General features: G+C 60.0%; 24 protein-coding genes. 11 read left to right on the forward strand and 13 right to left on the reverse strand.

The window, feature by feature from the left end; genetic code table 11:
- Window positions 1-92: 92 nt before the first annotated feature.
- From MXF70_RS13910 to MXF70_RS13920, 3 genes are all read left to right on the forward strand, one after another.
- Window positions 93-2,009, forward strand: coding sequence for a PAS domain-containing sensor histidine kinase (locus MXF70_RS13910; protein ID WP_248516267.1), 1,917 nt, complete (start codon window positions 93-95; stop codon window positions 2,007-2,009).
- 149 nt (window positions 2,010-2,158) lie between these two features.
- Window positions 2,159-3,298: a Cdc6/Cdc18 family protein gene (locus tag MXF70_RS13915; protein WP_248516268.1), complete on the forward strand. Its 1,140-nt coding sequence runs from the start codon at window positions 2,159-2,161 to the stop codon at window positions 3,296-3,298.
- Window positions 3,299-3,643: 345 nt separating this feature from the next.
- A complete protein-coding gene (locus MXF70_RS13920) occupies window positions 3,644-4,081 on the forward strand; it encodes a hypothetical protein (RefSeq protein WP_248516269.1) in 438 nt (145 codons plus the stop codon).
- 194 nt (window positions 4,082-4,275) lie between these two features.
- Here the strand turns inward: MXF70_RS13920 and MXF70_RS13925 are convergent, their stop codons facing one another.
- The 5 genes from MXF70_RS13925 to MXF70_RS13945 form a co-directional block, all read right to left on the reverse strand.
- Window positions 4,276-4,509 carry a TM2 domain-containing protein gene (locus tag MXF70_RS13925; RefSeq protein ID WP_248516270.1) on the reverse strand — a complete coding sequence of 78 codons (234 nt, stop codon included), beginning with the start codon at window positions 4,507-4,509 and terminating at the stop codon, window positions 4,276-4,278.
- 199 nt (window positions 4,510-4,708) lie between these two features.
- Complete coding sequence (locus MXF70_RS13930; RefSeq protein WP_248516271.1) at window positions 4,709-5,668, reverse strand: oxidoreductase; 960 nt, start codon at window positions 5,666-5,668, stop codon at window positions 4,709-4,711.
- 548 nt (window positions 5,669-6,216) lie between these two features.
- Window positions 6,217-6,426 (reverse strand): exodeoxyribonuclease VII small subunit, encoded by a 210-nt coding sequence (xseB, locus tag MXF70_RS13935; RefSeq protein WP_248516272.1) that lies wholly within the window; start codon window positions 6,424-6,426, stop codon window positions 6,217-6,219.
- A 4-nt stretch (window positions 6,427-6,430) separates the two neighbouring features.
- Entirely contained in the window at window positions 6,431-7,660 is a 1,230-nt protein-coding gene (gene xseA, locus MXF70_RS13940; protein ID WP_248516273.1) for an exodeoxyribonuclease VII large subunit, read from the reverse strand.
- Window positions 7,661-7,828: 168 nt separating this feature from the next.
- Window positions 7,829-9,166: a DUF8612 domain-containing protein gene (locus MXF70_RS13945; RefSeq protein WP_310736361.1), complete on the reverse strand. Its 1,338-nt coding sequence runs from the start codon at window positions 9,164-9,166 to the stop codon at window positions 7,829-7,831.
- On the opposite strand from MXF70_RS13945, the gene MXF70_RS13950 reads away from it, so the two are divergent.
- The 4 genes from MXF70_RS13950 to MXF70_RS13965 all read left to right on the forward strand — a co-directional run bounded on the left by MXF70_RS13950 (window position 9,133) and on the right by MXF70_RS13965 (window position 11,420).
- Window positions 9,133-9,618 (forward strand): hypothetical protein, encoded by a 486-nt coding sequence (locus MXF70_RS13950; RefSeq protein WP_248516274.1) that lies wholly within the window; start codon window positions 9,133-9,135, stop codon window positions 9,616-9,618. The two genes, MXF70_RS13945 and MXF70_RS13950, sit on opposite strands and share 34 nt — an antisense overlap.
- Window positions 9,619-9,781: 163 nt before the next feature.
- Window positions 9,782-10,462, forward strand: a complete 681-nt coding sequence (locus tag MXF70_RS13955; RefSeq protein WP_248516275.1) for a winged helix-turn-helix domain-containing protein — start codon at window positions 9,782-9,784, stop codon at window positions 10,460-10,462.
- On the forward strand, window positions 10,462-10,935 hold the full coding sequence (locus MXF70_RS13960; protein ID WP_248516276.1) for a toxin-antitoxin system TumE family protein: 474 nt from the start codon (window positions 10,462-10,464) through the stop codon (window positions 10,933-10,935). The genes MXF70_RS13955 and MXF70_RS13960 overlap by 1 nt, the downstream gene beginning before the upstream one ends.
- A 332-nt stretch (window positions 10,936-11,267) precedes the next feature.
- On the forward strand, window positions 11,268-11,420 hold the full coding sequence (locus MXF70_RS13965) for a hypothetical protein (RefSeq protein ID WP_248516277.1): 153 nt from the start codon (window positions 11,268-11,270) through the stop codon (window positions 11,418-11,420).
- Here the strand turns inward: MXF70_RS13965 and MXF70_RS13970 are convergent.
- The 3 genes from MXF70_RS13970 to MXF70_RS13980 all read right to left on the reverse strand — a co-directional run bounded on the left by MXF70_RS13970 (window position 11,410) and on the right by MXF70_RS13980 (window position 13,233).
- Entirely contained in the window at window positions 11,410-11,949 is a 540-nt protein-coding gene (locus MXF70_RS13970; protein ID WP_248516278.1) for a DUF7342 family protein, read from the reverse strand. The two genes, MXF70_RS13965 and MXF70_RS13970, sit on opposite strands and share 11 nt — an antisense overlap.
- 311 nt (window positions 11,950-12,260) lie before the next feature.
- Window positions 12,261-12,638 carry an HVO_A0114 family putative DNA-binding protein gene (locus MXF70_RS13975; RefSeq protein WP_248516279.1) on the reverse strand — a complete coding sequence of 126 codons (378 nt, stop codon included), beginning with the start codon at window positions 12,636-12,638 and terminating at the stop codon, window positions 12,261-12,263.
- A gap of 256 nt (window positions 12,639-12,894) precedes the next feature.
- Window positions 12,895-13,233, reverse strand: coding sequence for a hypothetical protein (locus tag MXF70_RS13980; RefSeq protein WP_248516280.1), 339 nt, complete (start codon window positions 13,231-13,233; stop codon window positions 12,895-12,897).
- Window positions 13,234-13,324: 91 nt separating this feature from the next.
- On the opposite strand from MXF70_RS13980, the gene MXF70_RS13985 reads away from it, so the two are divergent.
- Entirely contained in the window at window positions 13,325-13,639 is a 315-nt protein-coding gene (locus tag MXF70_RS13985) for a hypothetical protein (protein WP_248516281.1), read from the forward strand.
- A 191-nt stretch (window positions 13,640-13,830) separates the two neighbouring features.
- On the opposite strand, the gene MXF70_RS13990 is transcribed toward MXF70_RS13985, so the two are convergent.
- Both MXF70_RS13990 and MXF70_RS13995 read right to left on the reverse strand, forming a co-directional pair.
- A complete protein-coding gene (locus MXF70_RS13990) occupies window positions 13,831-14,139 on the reverse strand; it encodes a DUF8065 family protein (protein ID WP_248516282.1) in 309 nt (102 codons plus the stop codon).
- Between the two features lie 148 nt (window positions 14,140-14,287).
- Window positions 14,288-14,515, reverse strand: coding sequence for a hypothetical protein (locus MXF70_RS13995; protein ID WP_248516283.1), 228 nt, complete (start codon window positions 14,513-14,515; stop codon window positions 14,288-14,290).
- A 147-nt stretch (window positions 14,516-14,662) separates the two neighbouring features.
- On the opposite strand from MXF70_RS13995, the gene MXF70_RS15460 reads away from it, so the two are divergent.
- Together MXF70_RS15460 and MXF70_RS14005 are read left to right on the forward strand one after the other, a co-directional pair.
- Entirely contained in the window at window positions 14,663-14,923 is a 261-nt protein-coding gene (locus MXF70_RS15460; protein ID WP_248518409.1) for a winged helix-turn-helix domain-containing protein, read from the forward strand.
- A 553-nt stretch (window positions 14,924-15,476) separates the two neighbouring features.
- Window positions 15,477-16,106, forward strand: coding sequence for a DUF7437 domain-containing protein (locus tag MXF70_RS14005; RefSeq protein WP_248516284.1), 630 nt, complete (start codon window positions 15,477-15,479; stop codon window positions 16,104-16,106).
- Between the two features lie 197 nt (window positions 16,107-16,303).
- Here MXF70_RS14005 and MXF70_RS14010 read toward each other — a convergent pair whose 3' ends face one another.
- Complete coding sequence (locus MXF70_RS14010) at window positions 16,304-17,320, reverse strand: hypothetical protein (protein WP_248516285.1); 1,017 nt, start codon at window positions 17,318-17,320, stop codon at window positions 16,304-16,306.
- A complete protein-coding gene (locus MXF70_RS14015) occupies window positions 17,320-17,793 on the reverse strand; it encodes a PDDEXK family nuclease (protein WP_248516286.1) in 474 nt (157 codons plus the stop codon). Before MXF70_RS14015 ends, MXF70_RS14010 begins: the two co-directional genes overlap by 1 nt.
- A gap of 189 nt (window positions 17,794-17,982) precedes the next feature.
- Here MXF70_RS14015 and MXF70_RS14020 point away from each other — a divergent pair, with 189 nt between their 5' ends.
- A complete protein-coding gene (locus MXF70_RS14020) occupies window positions 17,983-18,348 on the forward strand; it encodes a hypothetical protein (RefSeq protein ID WP_248516287.1) in 366 nt (121 codons plus the stop codon).
- A 128-nt stretch (window positions 18,349-18,476) separates the two neighbouring features.
- Here the strand turns inward: MXF70_RS14020 and MXF70_RS14025 are convergent, their stop codons facing one another.
- Window positions 18,477-19,322: a hypothetical protein gene (locus MXF70_RS14025; RefSeq protein ID WP_248516288.1), complete on the reverse strand. Its 846-nt coding sequence runs from the start codon at window positions 19,320-19,322 to the stop codon at window positions 18,477-18,479.
- Between the last annotated feature and the right edge of the window lie 126 nt (window positions 19,323-19,448).

Here is a 19,448-nt window from a genome sequence, read left to right on the forward strand (position 1 = left end):
AAATGATTTGCCTATTGACATAGTGCTCGGAAGCTGGTAACTCGTCGGGAGCACCGACACCCATTTGCGCGTGGTGACCGTCATCGCAACCCATGAGCGTCGGTCACGCGAAGCAGCCGCTTACCGTCGTCCACCTCGACGACCACGCAGCCCACACGGAACTGCCAGCCGCCGACCTCGAGGCAGCCGACGATCGACTGCGCGTGCTCGTCGCCGACACGCTCGAGGCGACGTTGTCGCTCCTCGAAAGCGAAGCCATCGACTGCCTCGTGGCCAGTCTCGGGGGCGAGGGATACGACCGGCCAGAGGACATCACTGCGCGAGCGCGGGAGGTGGTTCCGGACCTGCCGATCGTCTTCTTCGACGCCTGCGAGCCCGACGCTGTCGTCGACGCGCTCGACACCGAGACGTCGTTCGTCCCGCGAATCGGCACACCTGAATCCGACGGCGGAACGGCGACTGTCGCCGGGTCGGGCGCCGCCGGAGCGACTGCAACGGACGGCAATCCCGGCTCGCCCAGCGGAGCATACGCCCTGCTGGCCAACCGAATCGAATCGCTCGTCCCACGGCGACGGGACCCGTCGGTGTTCGATCCAGTGGCCGACGAGCTGGCGACGCTCCTGAACGCGAGCACCGTTCCAGCGTGCGTATTCCGAGGAGAAGCGGTAACCTATCACAACAAGGCCTTCGCCGACGCGTTCGGCGTCGGATCGCCACCGATCCGCGAGGACAGGGTGTTCGACGCCGTCGTCGAAGGAGAGGGCGATCTCCGGTCGCTCTGTACCCCTCCAAGCAGCGGCTCCGCATCCGGCGCAATCGAGCGTCCCGACGGGGAACAACGACGCGTCAAGGTGACGGCCGCCAGCGACGGCGGCGCGGTACTTGCCCTCTGGGTCAATCCCACCGGCGGCGATCCGGACCGGCCGTCGCGCGAAGAGTCGATGCTACGCTCCCTGCTCGATGATATCCCCGTCTCGGTCTACTTCAAGGACCAGCAGAGTCGGCACGTGAAGGTCAGCGACGCGCAGATCGGGATGTCCGCCGAGGAGTATCTGGTCAACGACGAAGGCAAGCGCCATCCCACGAGCGAGGACGTCGTCGGCAAGACGGATTTCGACCTCTACCACGGCGACCACGCCAGCCTGACCGTCGAGGACGATCGGCAAGTGATGGAGACCGAACGGCCGATCGACCTGAAGGAGGAGTACACGCACTCGGACACCGGCGAGGACATCTGGGTCCTAACATGCAAGGCACCCTGGTATGGACCCGACGGCGAGGTCGCCGGCGTCGCCGGAATCACCGTCGACGTCACCGAGCAGAAGCACAATTTGCGCGAGGAGTCCCCACTCGACGGCCGCCTGGAGCAGTTCGAACGCGTCCTCACAACGACGTTGCGCGAAGAGCTACAGCGCGCGATCGAGACCGTCGAGCGGGCACGGGACGCCGACGTTAGTAACGGCCCATCGAACGTCCAGACGGCAGGAAACGCATCCACGGACGCCTCCGAGGAGCCACTCGACGCCGTCGCCGATCACCTCGACGTGCTGGACGGGCTCCTCGCCGACGTGATGACGCTCGCGCGCTACACGAGAACACCCTCCGAACGCAGCTCGATCGAGCTCCGCGACATGCTCCAGACGGTCTGGGACGATCTCGATGCAGAGCACGGCGAGCTGGCGATCGAAGCCGATCCGATCCTCTTCGCCGACGAGGAGCAACTCCACTGTCTCCTCCGAAATCTCCTCCAGGTCGCAGTCGGGCACGGCGGCACAGGCGTACGAATCGAGGTCGGGCAGCTGGAGGAGGGGTTCTACGTCGAGCGCAGCGGCGCCCCGCTGACGCCACAGGAGCGCGACGCGCTGATGGAGGGCCGCGTCGACGACGCGTCGGCGTCACTCGGTCTCGCGATGACGATCGTCGTCAGCATCGCGGACGCCAACGGCTGGAACGCGACGGTGAGCAGCGGCGGTCGCCGCTTCGAGTTCACCGACGTCGACATCCGCTGAATGGCCGGCGCCGACGGGACCCAGTCGGCAGTTCCAGTCGACCGTTCCAGCGTACCGTCCCCGACGACCGTTCACTTCGAGTGTTCCCGGCGATCGGCCCCGGTTTCAGTACAAAGATCCTTATACAGCTTCGTATGATACACAGCCGCATGGCTGGACTGGACCGGCAGCCGAGTTGCTCCCCGTTCGTCGACGAGGGGACACTGACGGCGACCGGCGTCGCCGACGGGATGCCCGAGCGCAGTGACGATCTCGAGGCACTGGAGTCGATACTGCGACCGAGCCGCGACGGGGAGGCACCGGTCGGGGTCGCGCTCTACGGTCCCTCCGGCTGCGGGAAGACGGAGCTCGTGCACCAGTGCGCTGCGGGGTTCGAGCGCGCGACCGGAACCGCCGTCCACCTCGAGTGCGCGGCAGACGACACGGTGTTCGCCTGCTGCCAGCGGCTCGCGAACGAGCTCGGTGCCGACCTTCCGGACACCGGACTCGCCCTCGACACCGCTCGAAAACGGGTGATCGATCGACTCTCGACGGCGCCGTCCCCGCGGTGTGTCGTCCTCGACGACCTGGATCGTCTCGACGACGACGTACGGCGGGAACTTCTCGTGGACGTGATCGGGGCTGTCAGCGACGACGCAGCGGTCGCGACGATCGTCACGAGTCAGCGGCTCGCACTGCGAAACGACCTCGATGCCGTCGAACTCGCGACCATCAGCGACAGCGAGCGGGCGCTCGCACCCTACGATCGTTCGGACCTCAAGTCGATCTTCGACAGGCGGCTCCAACGGGCCGTCCGCGAAGGGAGCGTCGGGGACGATTTGGTCGAGGGCGCCGTCGAGGCCGCGCTGGATCGCGGAGGCGACGTCGGCTTCGGCCTCGAACTCGTCGCAGCAGCCTGTGAGATCGCCGAATCGGACTGCGATCTCCCCGTAAACAGATCGCATCTCGTTCGCGCTCGGGAGCGCGTTGCTGTCGACGACGTCGTCCAGCTTCTCGACGCGCTCCGGACACACCACGTGCTGGCGCTCCGTGGACTGTGTGACCTCGCAGCCAGCGACGAGCTGCCCGCGCGGATTGGGCCGGCATTCGACGCTTACGCCCGAGCCTGCGACGCTGCAGACGAGGCACCAAACACCGAACGGTCGCTCCAGAACTACCTCCGCAGACTCGTCGAAATCGATCTCGTCGACTCGGAGGAGGTCCGGACGGAGAGCGGCGGGAAGTTCAACCGATACGAGCTCGCGCGAGCGCCGGAGCTGATCACGGCGGCCTTCGACGAGCGATCCTGAGCCACGTTGGAACGGTTCTCCGAATCGACGACCGTCACCTCGACGGCGTCGGCATCGGTGTAATTGGCAGTCGGTTGGCTGCGGGGGAGCAGCCGAGCCCGACACATAGGGTTCAGAAGTGTAATCGCTATTAAGGGAACAATTCTGCCAAATGGGACCCCATACCCACACCAATTAAACTAATCGTCGAGTTGATTTCCGTTTCTGCCAATACGCTTTAATAGAATGACTTCATTGATCGACCATGATGGACTGGGGAGAGCCGCGATTCACGGGCGCAACGCAGCGAACGCGGGGTGCAATGAGTGTGCTGTCACGGCCAGATTTCGCACGGGGTGATCGGCGATGAGCCTCTTCACGAAGCTCGGCGAAACGATCAGCGGATCCAGCGACGACGCGGAGTCCTCGAACGACGAGGATGTCGAAGACTCAGCGGAATCTATCGAGCAAACGGGGCCGAACTTCATGCCGTCGAAGCAGAAGGAGCTCTACCTCAAGGCGTTCGCGAACGCGTCGGATCTGAGCGCCACCGGGGTCTGCAGCGAGTGTGGCACCACGCTCTCGCCGTTCAAGGCCGAACGGCTATTCGCGTCCTGCAAGAACGAGAACTGTGAGAACTACCTCCGCGAGAAAGAGGTGATCGCGGTGAAACGGTACGAGGACCGCCACGGCGTCCCCGACGAAGTCGACGTCGATGAGGATCCGATGGCGGCGAAGGGAAACGACCAGGAATCCGGCAGCGCGCTCGATGGCCTATCGGATGCGATGGACGACGATTCCTGATTTCGTTTGACGGTACCTCGCTCCGATGCGGACTGCATCGTAGCTGCGAGCGGGAGGAAGTCGAACACCAGCGTCGCAAACTCGACGTCACTGGCCGTCAGTTCGGTATATTCGGCGAGGTGGTACTCGATCGTGAGGAACCCCGAACGGAGCATTGAGCGACGACGGGCTATTCGAAATGTCGCGCAGCCGCCTCAGGAACCGTCGCCGGAGACGATCGTGTACACGTGGATCGGCGCGATCACCATGCCAAGCAGGAGATAGTTGAGCGTCAGCAGGTTGATGATCGCCCACTTCGTCCGCCCGACGTAGTAGTACGCGATCGGAGCGAACACCAGAGCGAGGAGAACGGCCGTCGCCGTGGATTTCTGTTGGGGAGACTGTTCGTCTGGCGTACCGCTATCGGTAGAGGTGTGTTCGATCGACATCGATGGGGGGCTATCGTTGTGTGGTTGCAGCAGCTACTCGGGTTGGAGGTGGTCGTGGAGACGTCGCGTCGACGCCGTCCGCTGCCTCCATTTCAGACTGAAAGGACTGTGGGGAAGGTGGATTCGCAGCGTTTCTCGCCCAGAAAAGGACCGAAAAGTGCAGTTGAATCGACCGTCGAAACGAATCTGCGTCAGTGGCTCAACCGTCCGCGAACTCGTACTCGACGCCGGTCAGCTCCTCGGAGACCTCCCACAGCCGCGTCGCCAGCGACTCGTCGTAGGACAGGTCGCTGGACGCCTGGATTTCGGGCGCGCCCCGCATCCCGGCGAGGCCGCCGGGGCCGACGTACTCGCCGCCAGCGATCGCCGGGTCGGTTGCCGCGTACAGCGTCGGGAGCGCCCCTCGTTTCGCGGACTGCGCAACGAGCGCGTTGGCCACTTTCATCGCCCAGATCCGAACCGTCGATCCCTGCATCTCGGGCCCGCGTCGCTGCAGATTCGTGTTCGCGTAGCCGGGATGGCAGGCGACGCTGGTCACGGTCGAGCCAGCCGCGTCCAGTCGCCGGTCGAGCTCGTAGGCGAAGAGCACGTTTGCGAGCTTGCTCTGCGCGTAGGCACCCCACGCGTCGTAGGAGTCCTCCCACTGCAGATCGTCGAAGTGAATCTCGCCGTTCGTGTGGAGGCCGCTGCTCTGCGTGACGATTCTGGCGTCACCGTCTGTGGATTCGAGGACGTTGAGGAGCCCTGCAGTGAGCGCGAAGTGACCGAGGTGGTTCACGCCGAATTGGTACTCGAAGCCCTCGGCAGTCTCCTGCCGCGGAATCGCCATGATACCGGCATTGTTGACGAGCACGTCCAGCGCGTCGTGATCTGACTCGAACGCCTCGACGAACGAATCGACAGAGGAGAGATCCGAGAGATCGATCCGTTCGACCGTCAGGCGATCCGCGGGAACGTCCGCCTGCATGTCGGCTTTCGACTGCTCGCCGCGCTCGACGCTCCGACATGCCATGACGACGTCGGCGCCCTTCGACGCGAAGGCTCTGGTCGCGTGCAATCCCAGCCCGCTGTTCGCGCCGGTAATCACGACAGTGCGGCCGGATTGGTCCGGCACATCGTCGAGGGACCACCCGTCATCGCCGAGAAACGGCACAGCCATGGCTTCCCTTCGAGTGCTCGACCCTTCAGTGTTCGAGTAGCGGGGACGGCGAGATCTGTGATCTTGCGCGAGGCGAACTGCAGCAACTATCCAGTGTAGTTCCGTCAAGCATGCTCCGGCAGGGATTCGAACTCGATCGACTGCTGGAGGTGCCAGATCGCGCTACAGATCCGCGCCAGAGATGAACGACGTTGACGAAGAAGAAGGAGAGCGTGAACGTGCGGAACTCGAAGGCGAGATTCGTGAAGATTCCAGTGGTCGATAGTCCTTCGGCGAGTGCTATCGACTTGAACCAGAACCACCCACCCACAATTTTCCGCGGGCTGTTCCGTCCATGCACGTCTGCTCGACGAGTGACACGATGGAGTAGGCCCTCGTCAGTTGCTGCTCCTGCTCGTTGCTCTCGGCGTGATCGTCGTGGGTGCGGGACTGCTGTTCAGCCACTGATCGAGCCACCCTGAGAGGCCGACTTCACAGATTAGAAGGCAAAGTACCGCAGTACGTAGTGCCACAGACACGGGCACGCCAGTTCTCAGGAGCTATCGAAATTACTCCCGAACCGTGACTGAGCCGTCGCCGAGATCCAGATCGCCCCTGAGATCCTCGATGAGGGTCTGCCCCTGTTCGTGTAATTGCTTCGCCCGCTCGAGGGAAACTTCACCGTCCTCGAGTTGTTCAGTGATCGTCTCGATACGATCGCGCTTCTCAGCGATCGTCTCCGGTTGTGCAGCTGTCGTGGGGTCTGCAGTGTCAGTCATGGTATTAGGTTAGGACGATGTACGCGAGCAACATGGCGATTAACGCGACGAGGGCAAGGATAATCGCTTGTCGGCGCCGTTGCTTTTGTTCGTAGGACTCAGTGACTGCTGCCTTCTCCTGTTCGAACGCCGCCTGTTGTTCGACGGTATCGTACGCGTGATCGAGATTTGCTTCTAATTCGAGGAGCCGCTCCTTGCTGGTGCTTTTGAAGGCGTTCTCCAGTTCGTTTTCGTGGGTGTCGAGTCGCGAGGTGACGTGATCACTATAGGCGGTCGTCAGCGCCTGATCGTGTTCACGAAGGCTTAGAGTCGCCGTCCGTCGATACGCTCCATCGAAGCGTTCGGCCTGCGTCTGGAGATCCTCCTCCAGTTCCGCCTTCTCAGGTACAATTTCGCCGACGTGGGTCGGCGTCATAACCCGACGATCGGCGACTTCGTCGACGAGCGACCGGTCGTTCTCGTGCCCGACGGCCGCCGTGATCGGCGTCTGCGTGTTCGCGGCGACCCGGCACAGCGGGGTCTCGTTGAACACGCGGAGGTGCTTGTCGGCACCGCCGCCGCGAGTCAGGACAATGACGTCGATGCGTGCGTCGTCGTCGAGCGCGCTGATCGCTGCCATCATCGACTCCATCGCGGTCGTTCCTTGCATCGCGGCGTTGTGAACCACGATGTCGACGTCGGGGTACCGACCGTGGATGCTCGTGACGGCGTCTTCGCGGGCGTCGCTTTCGGCGCTCGTCACGATCCCGATCCGCTCGGGAAACGCCGGGAGCTCCCGTTTAACATCGTCGTCGAGGAGCCCATCTTCCGCGAGGGCTTCGCGGTTCTGCTGGTAGGTCCGCTCGTAGAGTCCCTCACCAAGGGTGAGGACGTCTTCGCCGAGGATGGAAACCTGACCCTCGTCCTCGTGGTAGGAGAGGTCACCCCTGACGGCGATCTGGAGACCGTCCTCGAGGTCAGCTTCGAGGCCATCAAGTCGGAACGCGAATACTACGCAGTGGATCGACGATCCCTCGTGGACGACGTCGAAGTGAAGGTGGCCGCCTGAAGAAACGAAGACGTCCGATGCGTCGCCAACGACGTAATCGACGCGGAGATCCGGCGCGTTCTCGATGATGCCTTCGATCTGGTCGTTGAGAGCGTCGACGAGGACGACGTCATCGCTGCCGAGGCGCTCCTCGAGTTCCTCGAGACTGCGGTCGCCGGCTAGTTCCTCGTCGGCTCCAACGCCCATAGCAATCCCCTGGGTGGTGGGAGGCAAAAAGGCCGGTGGGCGATTTCCGGAACTTCCGAAAAGTCAGTTCAGGGTAGTTGCAGTGCGATACAGTTCACCGGAAGAGGTGCTCGACGTGATCAGCACAGCAGCAAGTAAAACCAGTACGGAAGCTGGATGATTCTTTGATCAAGTTGCTCGATGGGTTGGCCGCCGAGCGTGTCCCCAGCGAGTAAGAACCCAACAGGAGCATCGTACATGTCGATGAATTCGTGCAGCGCGGTGAGTGCCTTCCCGGTCGCCCGATCGGTACGCCAACCCGATGGGGACCGGTGTGTCGTCGATTTCGAAGACGTAGTCGACTTCGCCGTTGCTCGCCTTCCAGTACTGGACTGTCGGTGGTTCGTCGCGTCCCTGGATGGCGTTGAGGTTGTAGGCGAACCGCATCGTGTGATCGAATGCCGCCACTCGCGCGACGTCCGCTTCCCTGTCGTAGTCGCTGAGCACGCTGTCGGCGTTGCCGCCGGTCAATGCGGTCAGTAGTCCTGTGTCTCGGAGATAGAGGCGTGTGGCGCGGGGGCGACTGTTGTCGTATTCGGTGACGCTGGTCAGGAGGTACAGGGTTTCGAGGGCGGGCAGGTAGCTGTCGACGATGGTGCGGCGGTCGACATCGAACAGGTCGACGAGGTGTTTGTACTCGAGCGGGGTTCGCCCAGCGTTCTGGGCGGCGAGAGCGCAGAGTCGCTCCAAGTCGCTGATCGTCTGGATGGATTCGAATCCTGGGACATCCTGGTAGAGCGCGTCGCGGACATCCCCTCTGAGACGAGCATAAACCTCGGAACGGAGGTCGGTAGCCGAATCGATGGCGCCGCCCATCGCGTAGCTCAGGATGCCGCCGGCGGCGAGGTAATCGATAACATGTGATTGGATTCGACGGTCCTCATTTTCGATCTGGTCGTATTTGCTGCGAAGATCCTCGAGTAGTCCCTCGATCGGTTCGCAACGGACGACTGCAGGCAGACTATTCGACCCCTTTCGTAATGTTGTCGGGCTTATGCGCGTGTCACCTGATTCGAGATCGGGGTAGAGTGAGAAGTTGTAGTCGCGGAATTTCTCTGGGAGAATCGGTTGGAGGCGGTACGCGTCCGTATCGATGCCTGCCCGGTCGAGTTCTCGTTCGATCTGGATGCCGGCGCTTGCCGTCACGGCAACGTGCCTGTTCGGCACGGCGTCGATGAGTTCGGCAGTCGGGGTCCCCCATCCTTCGATCGAGGTTTTGTCCGGGTGTTCGATCTTGTGGACGTCATCGAGCAGGAGAAAATGCGGGCTGTCGGTGTCGGCAAGCACTCGGTTCTCGTAGTATCGGACTGCTCGGGAGAGCTGGTCGTCAGACTGGAGTTGGTAGAGGGGATCGGCGTCGAAGGGGAGGTACAGGAACTGTTCGGGGTCAGTACCGGTCTCGATGCGGTGGTGGATGAACTGGTGGAGGAGCGTTGTTTTCCCGGCGCCACGACGACCTGCTCGCAGACGAGGGGATCGTGGAGGACGCGAGCGTCGTGGATCCGCCGGCGCTCTACGAGCGCTGGCGGCAGACGCGTATCGAACCGAATACTGTGCAGGTGTCGCTGCAGCAACCGCTCGATCGAATCCGAGAATCCGGACTCGACTACGCCCTCACGACCGACGAGGCCGAACAGGTCCACCAGGGATTTCTCTTCCCCTCGACGACCGCACTGTACGTCCGGGAAGCCGACATCCAGGAATGGCTGGACCTGGTCGCGGAGGAGGGATTCGTCGGCGGCGGCAACACCGAACTGCGATCGACCGACGAACACGTCTTCTACAACGCCCAAACGGTCGATGACGTTACCACGGTATCCACTCCGCAACTCATCGTGGACCTTCTCGACGAGGACGGGCCTGCTGTCGAGGCGGGCAACCGGCTAATGGACCAGTATCACGGGCTGGACGATGAGTAGCGCAGACCGCAGCCAGTACGCTGAAGCAGTCGCCAGTCTCTCCGAGGGGGAGGTACTTTTGCCAAATATTGGCTACTTCAGTCTCAAGAGCAACGAGACCAACGATCGACCCCACATATACAAGCCAATAAAATATATGTGTTCTAAGGACATAGCATAGTGTATGACCGGCGAGCCACCATCTCCTGACGGCCCCGACGAGTTCCCCACCGACGAGGAACTACCGGACGAAACGGTAACCGTGGACGATATTACCCCGTTCACTGTCGATGACGATGGCTTCGAGGACATCGATGACTTCGCAGCTGCAGAGTGGAAAAACGAGACCACTGCGGACGAGCGAATTCGCACGGTGATCAACAAAACGACAGTTTTGAAATCGGCGGGCGACATCGCAGATGCAGCTCTCGTCTCGGAAACAAAAGCCAGAGCCACGCTCAACAAGCTTGCCGAAGAAGGCATTGTAAGAAGCCATCAGACAGATTCTGGAAAACTGTACGCCCGAGACCCAGAGTGGCATCTCCTCAAACAGATCAGGCAACTCGCCGGTAGCGAAACGCTCGTCGATCAAATCCAGCGAGTAAAACAGGAAATCGCAGCGTACAACGCCAAATACGACGCAACCGATCCAGCGGAACTCCTGGTTTCAGACAAGGACCTCGACCAGGATGAGCTCGATGATGTCTCTCACTGGCGGACAGCAGAACGGGAACTCGGCTACCTCAGAGCAGCATACCGCTTCAAAGAGGCAAAAGATACGGTAGCCAGCGAAACTGAACCGCGAGACAAACAGACGGGGAATCAGACAACGTCCCCGGGCGGCAATCACCCCCCGCTCCAGTAATGGGGATGGGGAATGGCTCTCCAATCGATTCGGAAGCGATCGATGAGAGCGTGGAGCAGATGCGCCAGCAACTCGGCAGAGGGGTCGTTGAAGTCCGATTCCGGTATCGGAAAGGGCACCCGTTCACAACGCGGAACGGAGAAGATGTCAGAGCGGCACGGGTCACTGTCACCCCAGGGATTCACGAGCGTGGTGGATATTTCGATATACAGTGGTGGGAAAATGGAGACTACAAATACCACTACCGGGAGGATGGACTGGAATTCAGGTTCGGCCGCGAGGCGGCGAATGAACCCACCGATAAGCCGGAACGGCATTTTCACCCACCGGATACTCTCGAAGCACATCAGCAATCCTGTATCGGAGTTGACCAACCTCCGAAACTTGTCACAATTGCTGTACTAAAGACGTGGTGGACAGCGGTCGAGAACGGTGATGGGAACTTGGTGAACGCGCAGAATGGCTTGCCGTAGTCCGGCTTGGAATTCGAAACACGATTGGAATGCACCATCAGGGAACCCACATTCCAAACTCATACCAAGTCAAATCTATTCGCGAATCGCCACGTTGTGTTGGATTACCAGAAGGAAGCATCGTCGGGAACGGCACGTGCTCGGGGCGCTCGACAGTTAGAGCGAGGGTTGCTGGTAGTTCGAGCAGTGACTCCAGTGATGGCCTCGCACAGCGGATCGACAGCCACTAGATGGGTGTGCTGATGCTCCAAGACGGTTACGCGCCCGAGCGCGTGACAATTCGAGTCCATGCAGACACACGTTTATGACCGATACCGCGGCGAATCATCGCCATGTCGACCACCACCGAGATACTCGGCGACGGCGGGAGCAGCGTCTGCGTCCTCGCAAGAGACTGCACCGTCGTCTACGGCACCGACCAACAGGAGGAGTACCGTGACAGAGTCACGCTCGTCGTCAAGCCCGACTGCAGTTCTACGGGATGAGCGCTCGTTCGAGAAGTGTCACGCGCCGGGCGGCGGTCCGCCAAGCAGACAGGCGTTCCCAGACTTCGTCAATCGACTGGTCTGTCTTCTCAGCGTGCTGAGCGACCGAAACGCGATCTGGTGAGGACACAGTGAACTCACTCGCAAGGTCCGTTTCTCGGTCAGATGCTTCACTGAGCATATCGAGGAGTTCTTCACTGTCATACTCTTCGCGGAGATTCTGAACCCGCCGCCAGTCAAGGTACTCTTGGTTCCGCTCATAGGAGGCCGGCGACTCGGTTACCTGTGTCACGATTCCCAATTGGTCGAACCACTCCAGGTATTCCCGAGCAGCATCGACGCCGTGCCCGGCACGGTCCGCGACTTCGGTTGCCGTTGCTGGACTGTCAAGACCAAGCACTGCGTCGAAGAAGTCATCGCGTGTCCGATCGCCGTGAACGATATCTTCGGCTGGCGCTAATTCATCGAAGTCCGGGGCGTTCGACCGCTCATTGAGGTCAGCTTTGAGTTCCGCGCGAGGCTCGTCCATACCCGCCCAACGCACCCAAAGGAAATATGCCCTTTCCCGACGGAATAATACTTCTCAGTGTGTTACTCGGGGAGACCCGGTCTGCCGTCCCACTGGTTGAAGATCGGTTCCCGGTAATCCGTGCCGAACGCCCGCTCGCTCACCGCAATGATCGGCGCAGTTTGCGCGCGCTTGAACGTCCAACGCGTCACCAACCGGTACGTCTCGTGAACGCGCCGTAGGGTCATGAGGAGTGAACGCAGGGAGCGCTGTCTCCCCAGGCGTGGCTTCGAACAGTCCCTACCCTAACTTATTGAGACCACTTCACACAGTTAGTAGATGACGGGCTCGATGACGATGTGGTCGTGATTCAGGATGGGTCGTTTCGCCTCACCGTCTCCCTCCCCTTCGTACGCGATAATGTCGAGCTCGGCGAGTCGGCGCAGATCCTTGCTGACTGCGCCTTTGTCCCGGTCGAGTCGGCGAGCGAGGTCGCTAACCGATTCGACTTTCTCACCGTGCTGATCAAGATGCTGCGTGATGGCGAGGCGACTGTCGGTGAGGATGTCGCGCCCGTTCTCTCGGCGCAGGACAAGAACATCCGTGTACCCGCGGGAATTCAGGTCAGTTGCGAACTCGTCCTGTTTGCGAGGTCGCTCAGCGATGCGACCGTCAGGTGGGCCGCCACCGTCGGGATCGGGCTGAGACATACCGTGTCCTATGACATCAACGGTGATGGTCCTACCGGTAGCACCACACACCGATCCGTGATAGTGACGAGATAAGGCACAACGACTGTTTTGAATAACAGTCCTCGGTACTCTAGTCGAAATTCGCAACTTCGTAGCAGGGTGGATCGACGGGTACCGAAGTACACGTAGCGCGTTGCACCAACATCATTCCCGCCCAATATACCAAAATATAGATATTCCCCTCCTCTCGACTCTACCAGTTCCTCGGCTGCTGCTACTCGCCGACGTTGTTGAGCGCGCTGTTCAGTTCGAAGAGTTCGCGGACGACGTTGCTGTCCGCGACCCGGTACCGACGCGGAGAGGTGTCCGGAACCTCCTCGATGAGTTCGACCTCAAGCAGGAGGTCAGTGTAGTTGCCGACGGTTTGGCGCGTGACGCCAGCGTGCTCTGCAAGTTCGGTTTTGTTGAACTCGCGGTTCGGCGGAAGATCGAGCAACGCGTCGACGAGTATCGGGATCGCGTCGTGCTGCGTGAGGTAGAGCCACCCGCTGGGGTGCTCCTTCCGGAGGTCCTTCTTCGCCCCGCGGTCATCCGCGTGCTCCATACTGTTCATACGGAGAAACACCGCCGCGTGTGCATAAGTGCTTCCACTAGCGTTAACCGCCATTAACAGCTTTTATATGAAAGTGACTTCACCCCTTGATATGAAGAAGCCGTCGGTTAAATGCGCCCTCTTGGCGACGATGATAGCGAAACACAAGTGGGGCACACCGATCACGGAGGAAATTCTCCTCAACCTCTCAGCAATCGACGGAGACTACCCGACCGCACGTGATGTCTACGCCGACCTTCGCAGCGAACCCTACATAACCTACCGCGGAAACCGCGGTATCGAACTCAACAAGAGCAACTTCGACATACTCGCCGATATCCTCTACCACGAATGTGGCTGGGAGTCTTGGGTAATCGACAGTCGCCTGAAACATTATGAGGGCATCAAGGACCACGACTGGGCATGATTACGAATTTCGACTAGAGTACCGATGGCTGATAAAGAAACCGTGCTACTATCTACTGCTAAACAAGACCGATGTTATCGTCGTGAGTTGGAGGGAGCCACGATCCACTCTTTGAGTCCAGTGATCGATATTGCGACTACTGCATCTGTGTCGACAAAAATCCGGTGCCGGTTCTCGTCCCTCCTCCACTACTATTCTTGGAGCATCTCGCTTGTGTCCAACTCCATCGCTTCCTGAAACGCCGCTTTCTCTCGCTGAATCTCTTCTAACCCGTCTCCGATCAGCACTTCTGCGACCTCCGGTGTTATCTCCTCGTTCTTGTACTGTTGGTGGATTTGGATCTTCTCTTCGTCCGACAGTGTTTCACGGAGTTTCTTCTGGAGGCCTTGTCGAGCGAGTTCGCTGATATTGATTCCTCCGAGTCGAAGCTGATCAACGACTTGTGAGGCTTCCTTTTCTGCCTCCCCTCGGAACTGGATTTTGTCGTTGTTCCCAGCCATCTTACCCCTTCTTCTACCCTCGCCGTATTAGGTGTCGTGACGCGCGATTCGTTTCGGGACAACTTCTCAGGCTCCAGTCCGGCTGCGGTCGTCTAACTTGTCCTACGCGGATTTGGAAGAGGTCGCTCGTTCATTGCGGTGGATTTGTTCAGTTGTGCCCGTCGATTCGAGAGACCGATATCGGACCAGATTCTCCATTTTTCTCAATCAGGAGGCGGACGCCTTCCACTGTTAATCTGATCTTGATCGGATCGTCGGTTGAGGCGATAAGTCGTTCCAGCGCCTCGAAATCCACGCTGTCGTGCAGTCGGTACTCGTCCGGGTTAATCCCGCTTTCTTCTAAGGTCTCGACGAACTGTTCAACATGCACGGTCATCTCATCCGGTCCCGTCCCCCCATCATGAGAACACCTCAGTCGTTCGTCTTCTACCGCTGTAAAGGTTTGGAGTCGTCTAAAGCATCGATAAGACGAGTTAGTTATCGTAGCGCTGTGGCGATAGCATTGGAGCAGGCACGGTTGTCCATGCGATTGGACGCGGACTGGATGTCCCGGGCCGATGATCGGATTCTGGAGCACTTGAGCGAGGAAGGCCCAGATTCGCCGAAGGCGATGGCAGAGAGTGGGCGAGTTCGATTCTCGCGTCAGCACATCAATCAGCGATGCAAGACTCTCGTGGAGTATCGATTACTGGTCCATCTTGGCAACGGCGTCTACGATATCACCCGGGAGGGAGAGCAGTACTTGGCCGGTGAGCTCGACGCCGCGGAGCTCTCCGAACAATAGGTGGATTCGACTGATGTAATCTGAACGTTGAAGATTCGGTTGAGAAGGCATACTACGGCAGGTAATCGAGGATCCTTCCTCTGCCGTGGTTACTCGCGTGCAGTACCATGTGGGATATTGCAACAGGAGTGCGCTATATGCCACATGATCATCGCGCGGTACGCTGAAGTGATCGCGTCACGTTCATTGATCAATGATCGGTGAGTTCCGCGATGCGATCGGGCCACGCCAAGCGTTGATCCTGCTGCTGGGGCTCGCAATGATTGCGGTCGGTGCGTTCGGGCTCTTCGGTGTCGTCTGACTGGCGTTGGGGAGTTGCGAATTATTATCTGCGCGGAGGGGTGACGTTGCTTGGGTCGTCTCACGGTGGGCGTTCGTGGCCCGGAGCACCGTTCCTGCCAGCGCGGTGAGCCGCGGTCCGAACGGGGCTTTCCCCGAACAAGACTCGTGTTGTAATGGGGAGGGATCTGGGAATTACACCGCTTACTCCTCTTCGGTGACTAATCGAATTGGCATCCACAACCATTAGTTCATAGTTCGCGTACTATGGACTATGGCGAACGCATCACCCTCCGTCCAGCCTTCGGGCGCAGGACACACCGCCCATCGGTTTTTCGTCGTGCAGGAGCTGCTGGGCACGCCTGACCTCGCGCGCTTCTACACCGATCTCTTGATCAACTCCCCGACGACGGTCACGGCCGCACGTGAACGCCAGGGATTCTCCAAGAGCACTGGCTACAAGTACGCGAACACGCTCGCCGAACTGGGTATCGCCGAGAAACTGGACGAGTACGATGACGGCGCGTCACTCTGGCGTGCCGACCCCGTGAGCGGTGACTGGACGGACGAAACAACCCTCGAACTTGGCCCTGGCATCATCGCGGTGTATGGCGCGACGAGCGTGGACGAGGATCTCGAACTGTTCGTTGACCGCCATGGGAAGGCCGCGCTCGCACCAGCGGTCATGGCCACGCTCGCGTACCTGCAGGATGAGACGACGCGTCGCGGCGTCGCGGACGAACTCGGTATCCCTGCGGTGGAGGCCATCGCGGTCACCCAGGCAATCGAGCGGATCATCGCCGTGGTGAAGGACCACGACCCGACGCTCAGCGACAGCACGTTCGAGGTGGAGGTGCACGACCGCGCAATCGAGCAGGGACCATACCAGCGAGCCGATGCGTGAGGAGCTTCCATCGCCGTACCCGACAGCTTCGTTGTCAATACGAGGGATGATTACCCGCGTGCAGCACACGCCATTCTGGTTACAGAGACGAACGAATACCTCAGACGGTACCGTGAAGGTTCAGAGCAGCTGCCAGCCCACCGCAACGGGATCAACTGGCGAACGGACCGGTCGGCCGGTCTCCATTCGCCGCGGTTTCACGCCAACGGGGAAATGATCGAGAGATCCCGCTCGATCAGCGACTCGATCTTCGGACTCCGACAATCCACCCTGAGCTGTTCGTGCTGCCAGGCCCTGCCTCCCTTCCCTTGCCAGACGCCGTAGAGCGTCACTTTCGGCAGTTCCAACACGCCGAACAGCACCGTGAGCACGTACAGCGTGTTCTGGATCGCTTCCCAGGAGGCCTCGGTCTTCCGCGGGATCGATTGTGGGATCTCGACGCGTTGGGCAAGCACGCGGTGGGACCGGGCGCGCTCGATGAAATCCCGATCGTTGCTGAACAGCAGAACGTCCTTCCGGTTGTCATCCTGGTACGCATCATACCCTTGAACGATCTCCTCGTCACCACGCTCTGTGACGACCTCGTCGGCGTACCGGTGATCACGGATTAATCGATAGTAGTTCTCCCCGAGGCGGCCTTCACGGCGTGACCCGGCTGGTTGGTTCCACAGCGCGCTGAACTCGCTGCCAAACGCGGACTCGATCCGGCCGGTGTCTGAGCGCTTGTGATCCCACTTGAGTTCGTCCCGAACACCGGTCGCTAACGCGAACCCGTTGACCGTCGCTTCCGGGCCTGGCTCGAGGCCGAGCACGTCTGCGATCCGCCACGGCAGCAAGTTCGTGTCAAACCCGGCAACTACAGGTGGGTGCCCGGCCGTCAAGTCCGGTGTCCCATTCTGCTCAAGGAACGCCTCGATATCGTTTGCATTCGCCGGAGGAAGCAACCCACCAGCAAGCAGGCCGCTACAGTACGACCGCGGATCCGGCAGTTCGTCCACGACGCCAGACCCGTACTCGCGTTCCACAGCCCGACACGCGTTCACGTACGCATCACGATCCATGGAGAACCGGACCGTCGACGCATCAGGCTCATCGAGATCAACCCGGAGGAGGTCGCCGACTTCGTCGCTCGGATGACGGACAATGAAGCGGGCGTCGCCGCTGTCGTACAACGCGTTCAACAGAACCGTGAGTTGCGGGCGTGGGAGCTCCATCAGTACCCCTCCGTGAAATCGTACAGGTGCAGCCCTGTCCGTGGAATCTCAGGGTAGAACTGCCCGAAGTAGTCCGTCGAAGAGATGTATAAGTAGTACACGTGATCGGCGCCGTACCGCATCCCGGTCGCGAACGCGATCGCCGACATGAATTTCCGGCCCGGCGTGATGTCGACAGCAACCTCATTCCCCTCACTGTCAGCGGCTTCAATCGCGGACTGCACGTGGTCACGGATCTGCCCGAACTCAGTTTCAACGTCAACACTCGTCCGGTGAATCTCCGGTTCCGGCCCGCCGTACGCCTGGACGACTCGGTCGGCGTACTCCATTGCCTCGTCGACTTCAGCCTCAACGCTCGGAAGGGAGAGCACGTGAATTTCCTCGGGAACGAACCCTTGGTCACACGCAGCGGTGAGACTGTTGACCATCGCCTCCACGTTCGTACTGGCGGTGGTCACCCAGGATTGAGCCATGCCTGTACCTGTGGAGCAGCACGCATTAATCGTGGTGGAGGAGTTTCCAATGGAAAGCGAGTCTCTGAGGCGACGCCGTGATACGGCCGTGCTCGATACCCGAGTTTGCCGTGGCGTCTCATCAGGCAGGAGCAGCAGTCAACCGAAGTGGACACCAGGCTTTTGGCTGGCATCACTGTGTAACCCTCCATGGGCAAGGGTGGGGAGCCGACTGAATCCTACGACGGTAGTATCACGGTCCGTATTCTGGACGATGAGACTGGGAAGCGTCTCGAGCGCTGCTCGTCGTTTGTGGAAGCGATCGAGATTGTGAAGGAGAATCAGTACACCCACGTGGAAACGAAGATCGTTGACCGTGACGGCGATGTCGTGTTCTCTTCGGTCGACCATGACATCGACACGTGGGAGTCCATCTGGAAACAGGAGAAGCTACGGCAAGGCGTTGACGTCGAAGAGTACGACTGCCCGTACGACAACATTTCCTGCTTCGCTGACGACCTCTGCGTCCAGTGCAAGATGGACAAAGTCCAAGACGATATCCGTCAAGTCGAGTGAGGAGTGTTGGTTCGTTCAGCTATCGTATGATTCCCGGATTTGAGGCAAGTGGCCCTATGCACAGGAACCGACACCTAGGGCCGTTGCTGCGAACCGATTAGCTTGAGAGACGGAATCCGACAGGCTGCTTAGGATTCGACTTCGTTCCGCGCGGTTTCGAGGCCGTCTCCAAGGTCGACCAAGTCGTCGTCCTCACCGAGCGTGCAGTAGAGAACGGTTCGGCCCTGATCGCTTGGCCAGTCGGGATCCTCGTCGAAGAGGAACCTATATTCCTCGTCGTCGATCGTGATCGCGTCAGTGTTTCTGACGACGTCCGGCACGTCGTGCTGGATGTCTGCGTGCCCGATGAGGGAGAGGGTGTTGCTGTCCGTCGTCGTTTGGATCGTGACTTTGTGGACGTTGTCTTCGCCTCGTTCCTCGAGATACGCTCGAAGGAACTCCTCGAGGGATCGGTGCGTTTCGGACTCGTCGAGCAGGCGGTTCACGACATCGTTTAGCGACCCGTCCGGTTCCTCTCCGGCATCCTGGAGTCGACGGATTGTAGCACTGTCGAGCCAGACGACCAGTGGATTATCCAGACTCTGTTCGCGCTCGGGGAACGACTCGAGTCCCAGGAATTCTTCAGCCTCGTCGTGCTTGCGTTCTGCACGCTCGTACACTTCTCGAATCTCATTTGGAGTTGGTGAGGAAGCCACGCGGGAGTCCGCGTCTGGCTGGTGGGTGCCGAATGGACTTGCGTTCACGGCGAGGGTGAAAGCGATGGCGTCATCGGTCAGCCATGTGTGATCGACAGCGGTGTTCTGGAGGACCCACGTTACTGCTTCGAGGTCTGTAAGTGCGGTCTCCTCTGCGTAGGATTCGATCCTGTCGTTGAGCGAATCGTGCACGCGGTCGAGATACTCCTCAACGTCAGGCCACGTGGTGTCCGCAGGGAGCGACTCCTCGGCATACCAGTGGTCAGCAGTGTGTTGCAATTGTTCCGCGCTATTCTTTCGTGATTTTGGTACTTTTTGCATTGTTTTCACTTTTCGTTGAAAGGACGGAACAGAGCCTCACCAAGCCGATTTGGGCGGCGTTGGGACTCGCGTGTCGGTGCAATC

The organism is Salinarchaeum laminariae, from assembly GCF_023204835.1.
In the GTDB taxonomy this organism is placed as follows: domain Archaea; phylum Halobacteriota; class Halobacteria; order Halobacteriales; family Salinarchaeaceae; genus Salinarchaeum; species Salinarchaeum laminariae.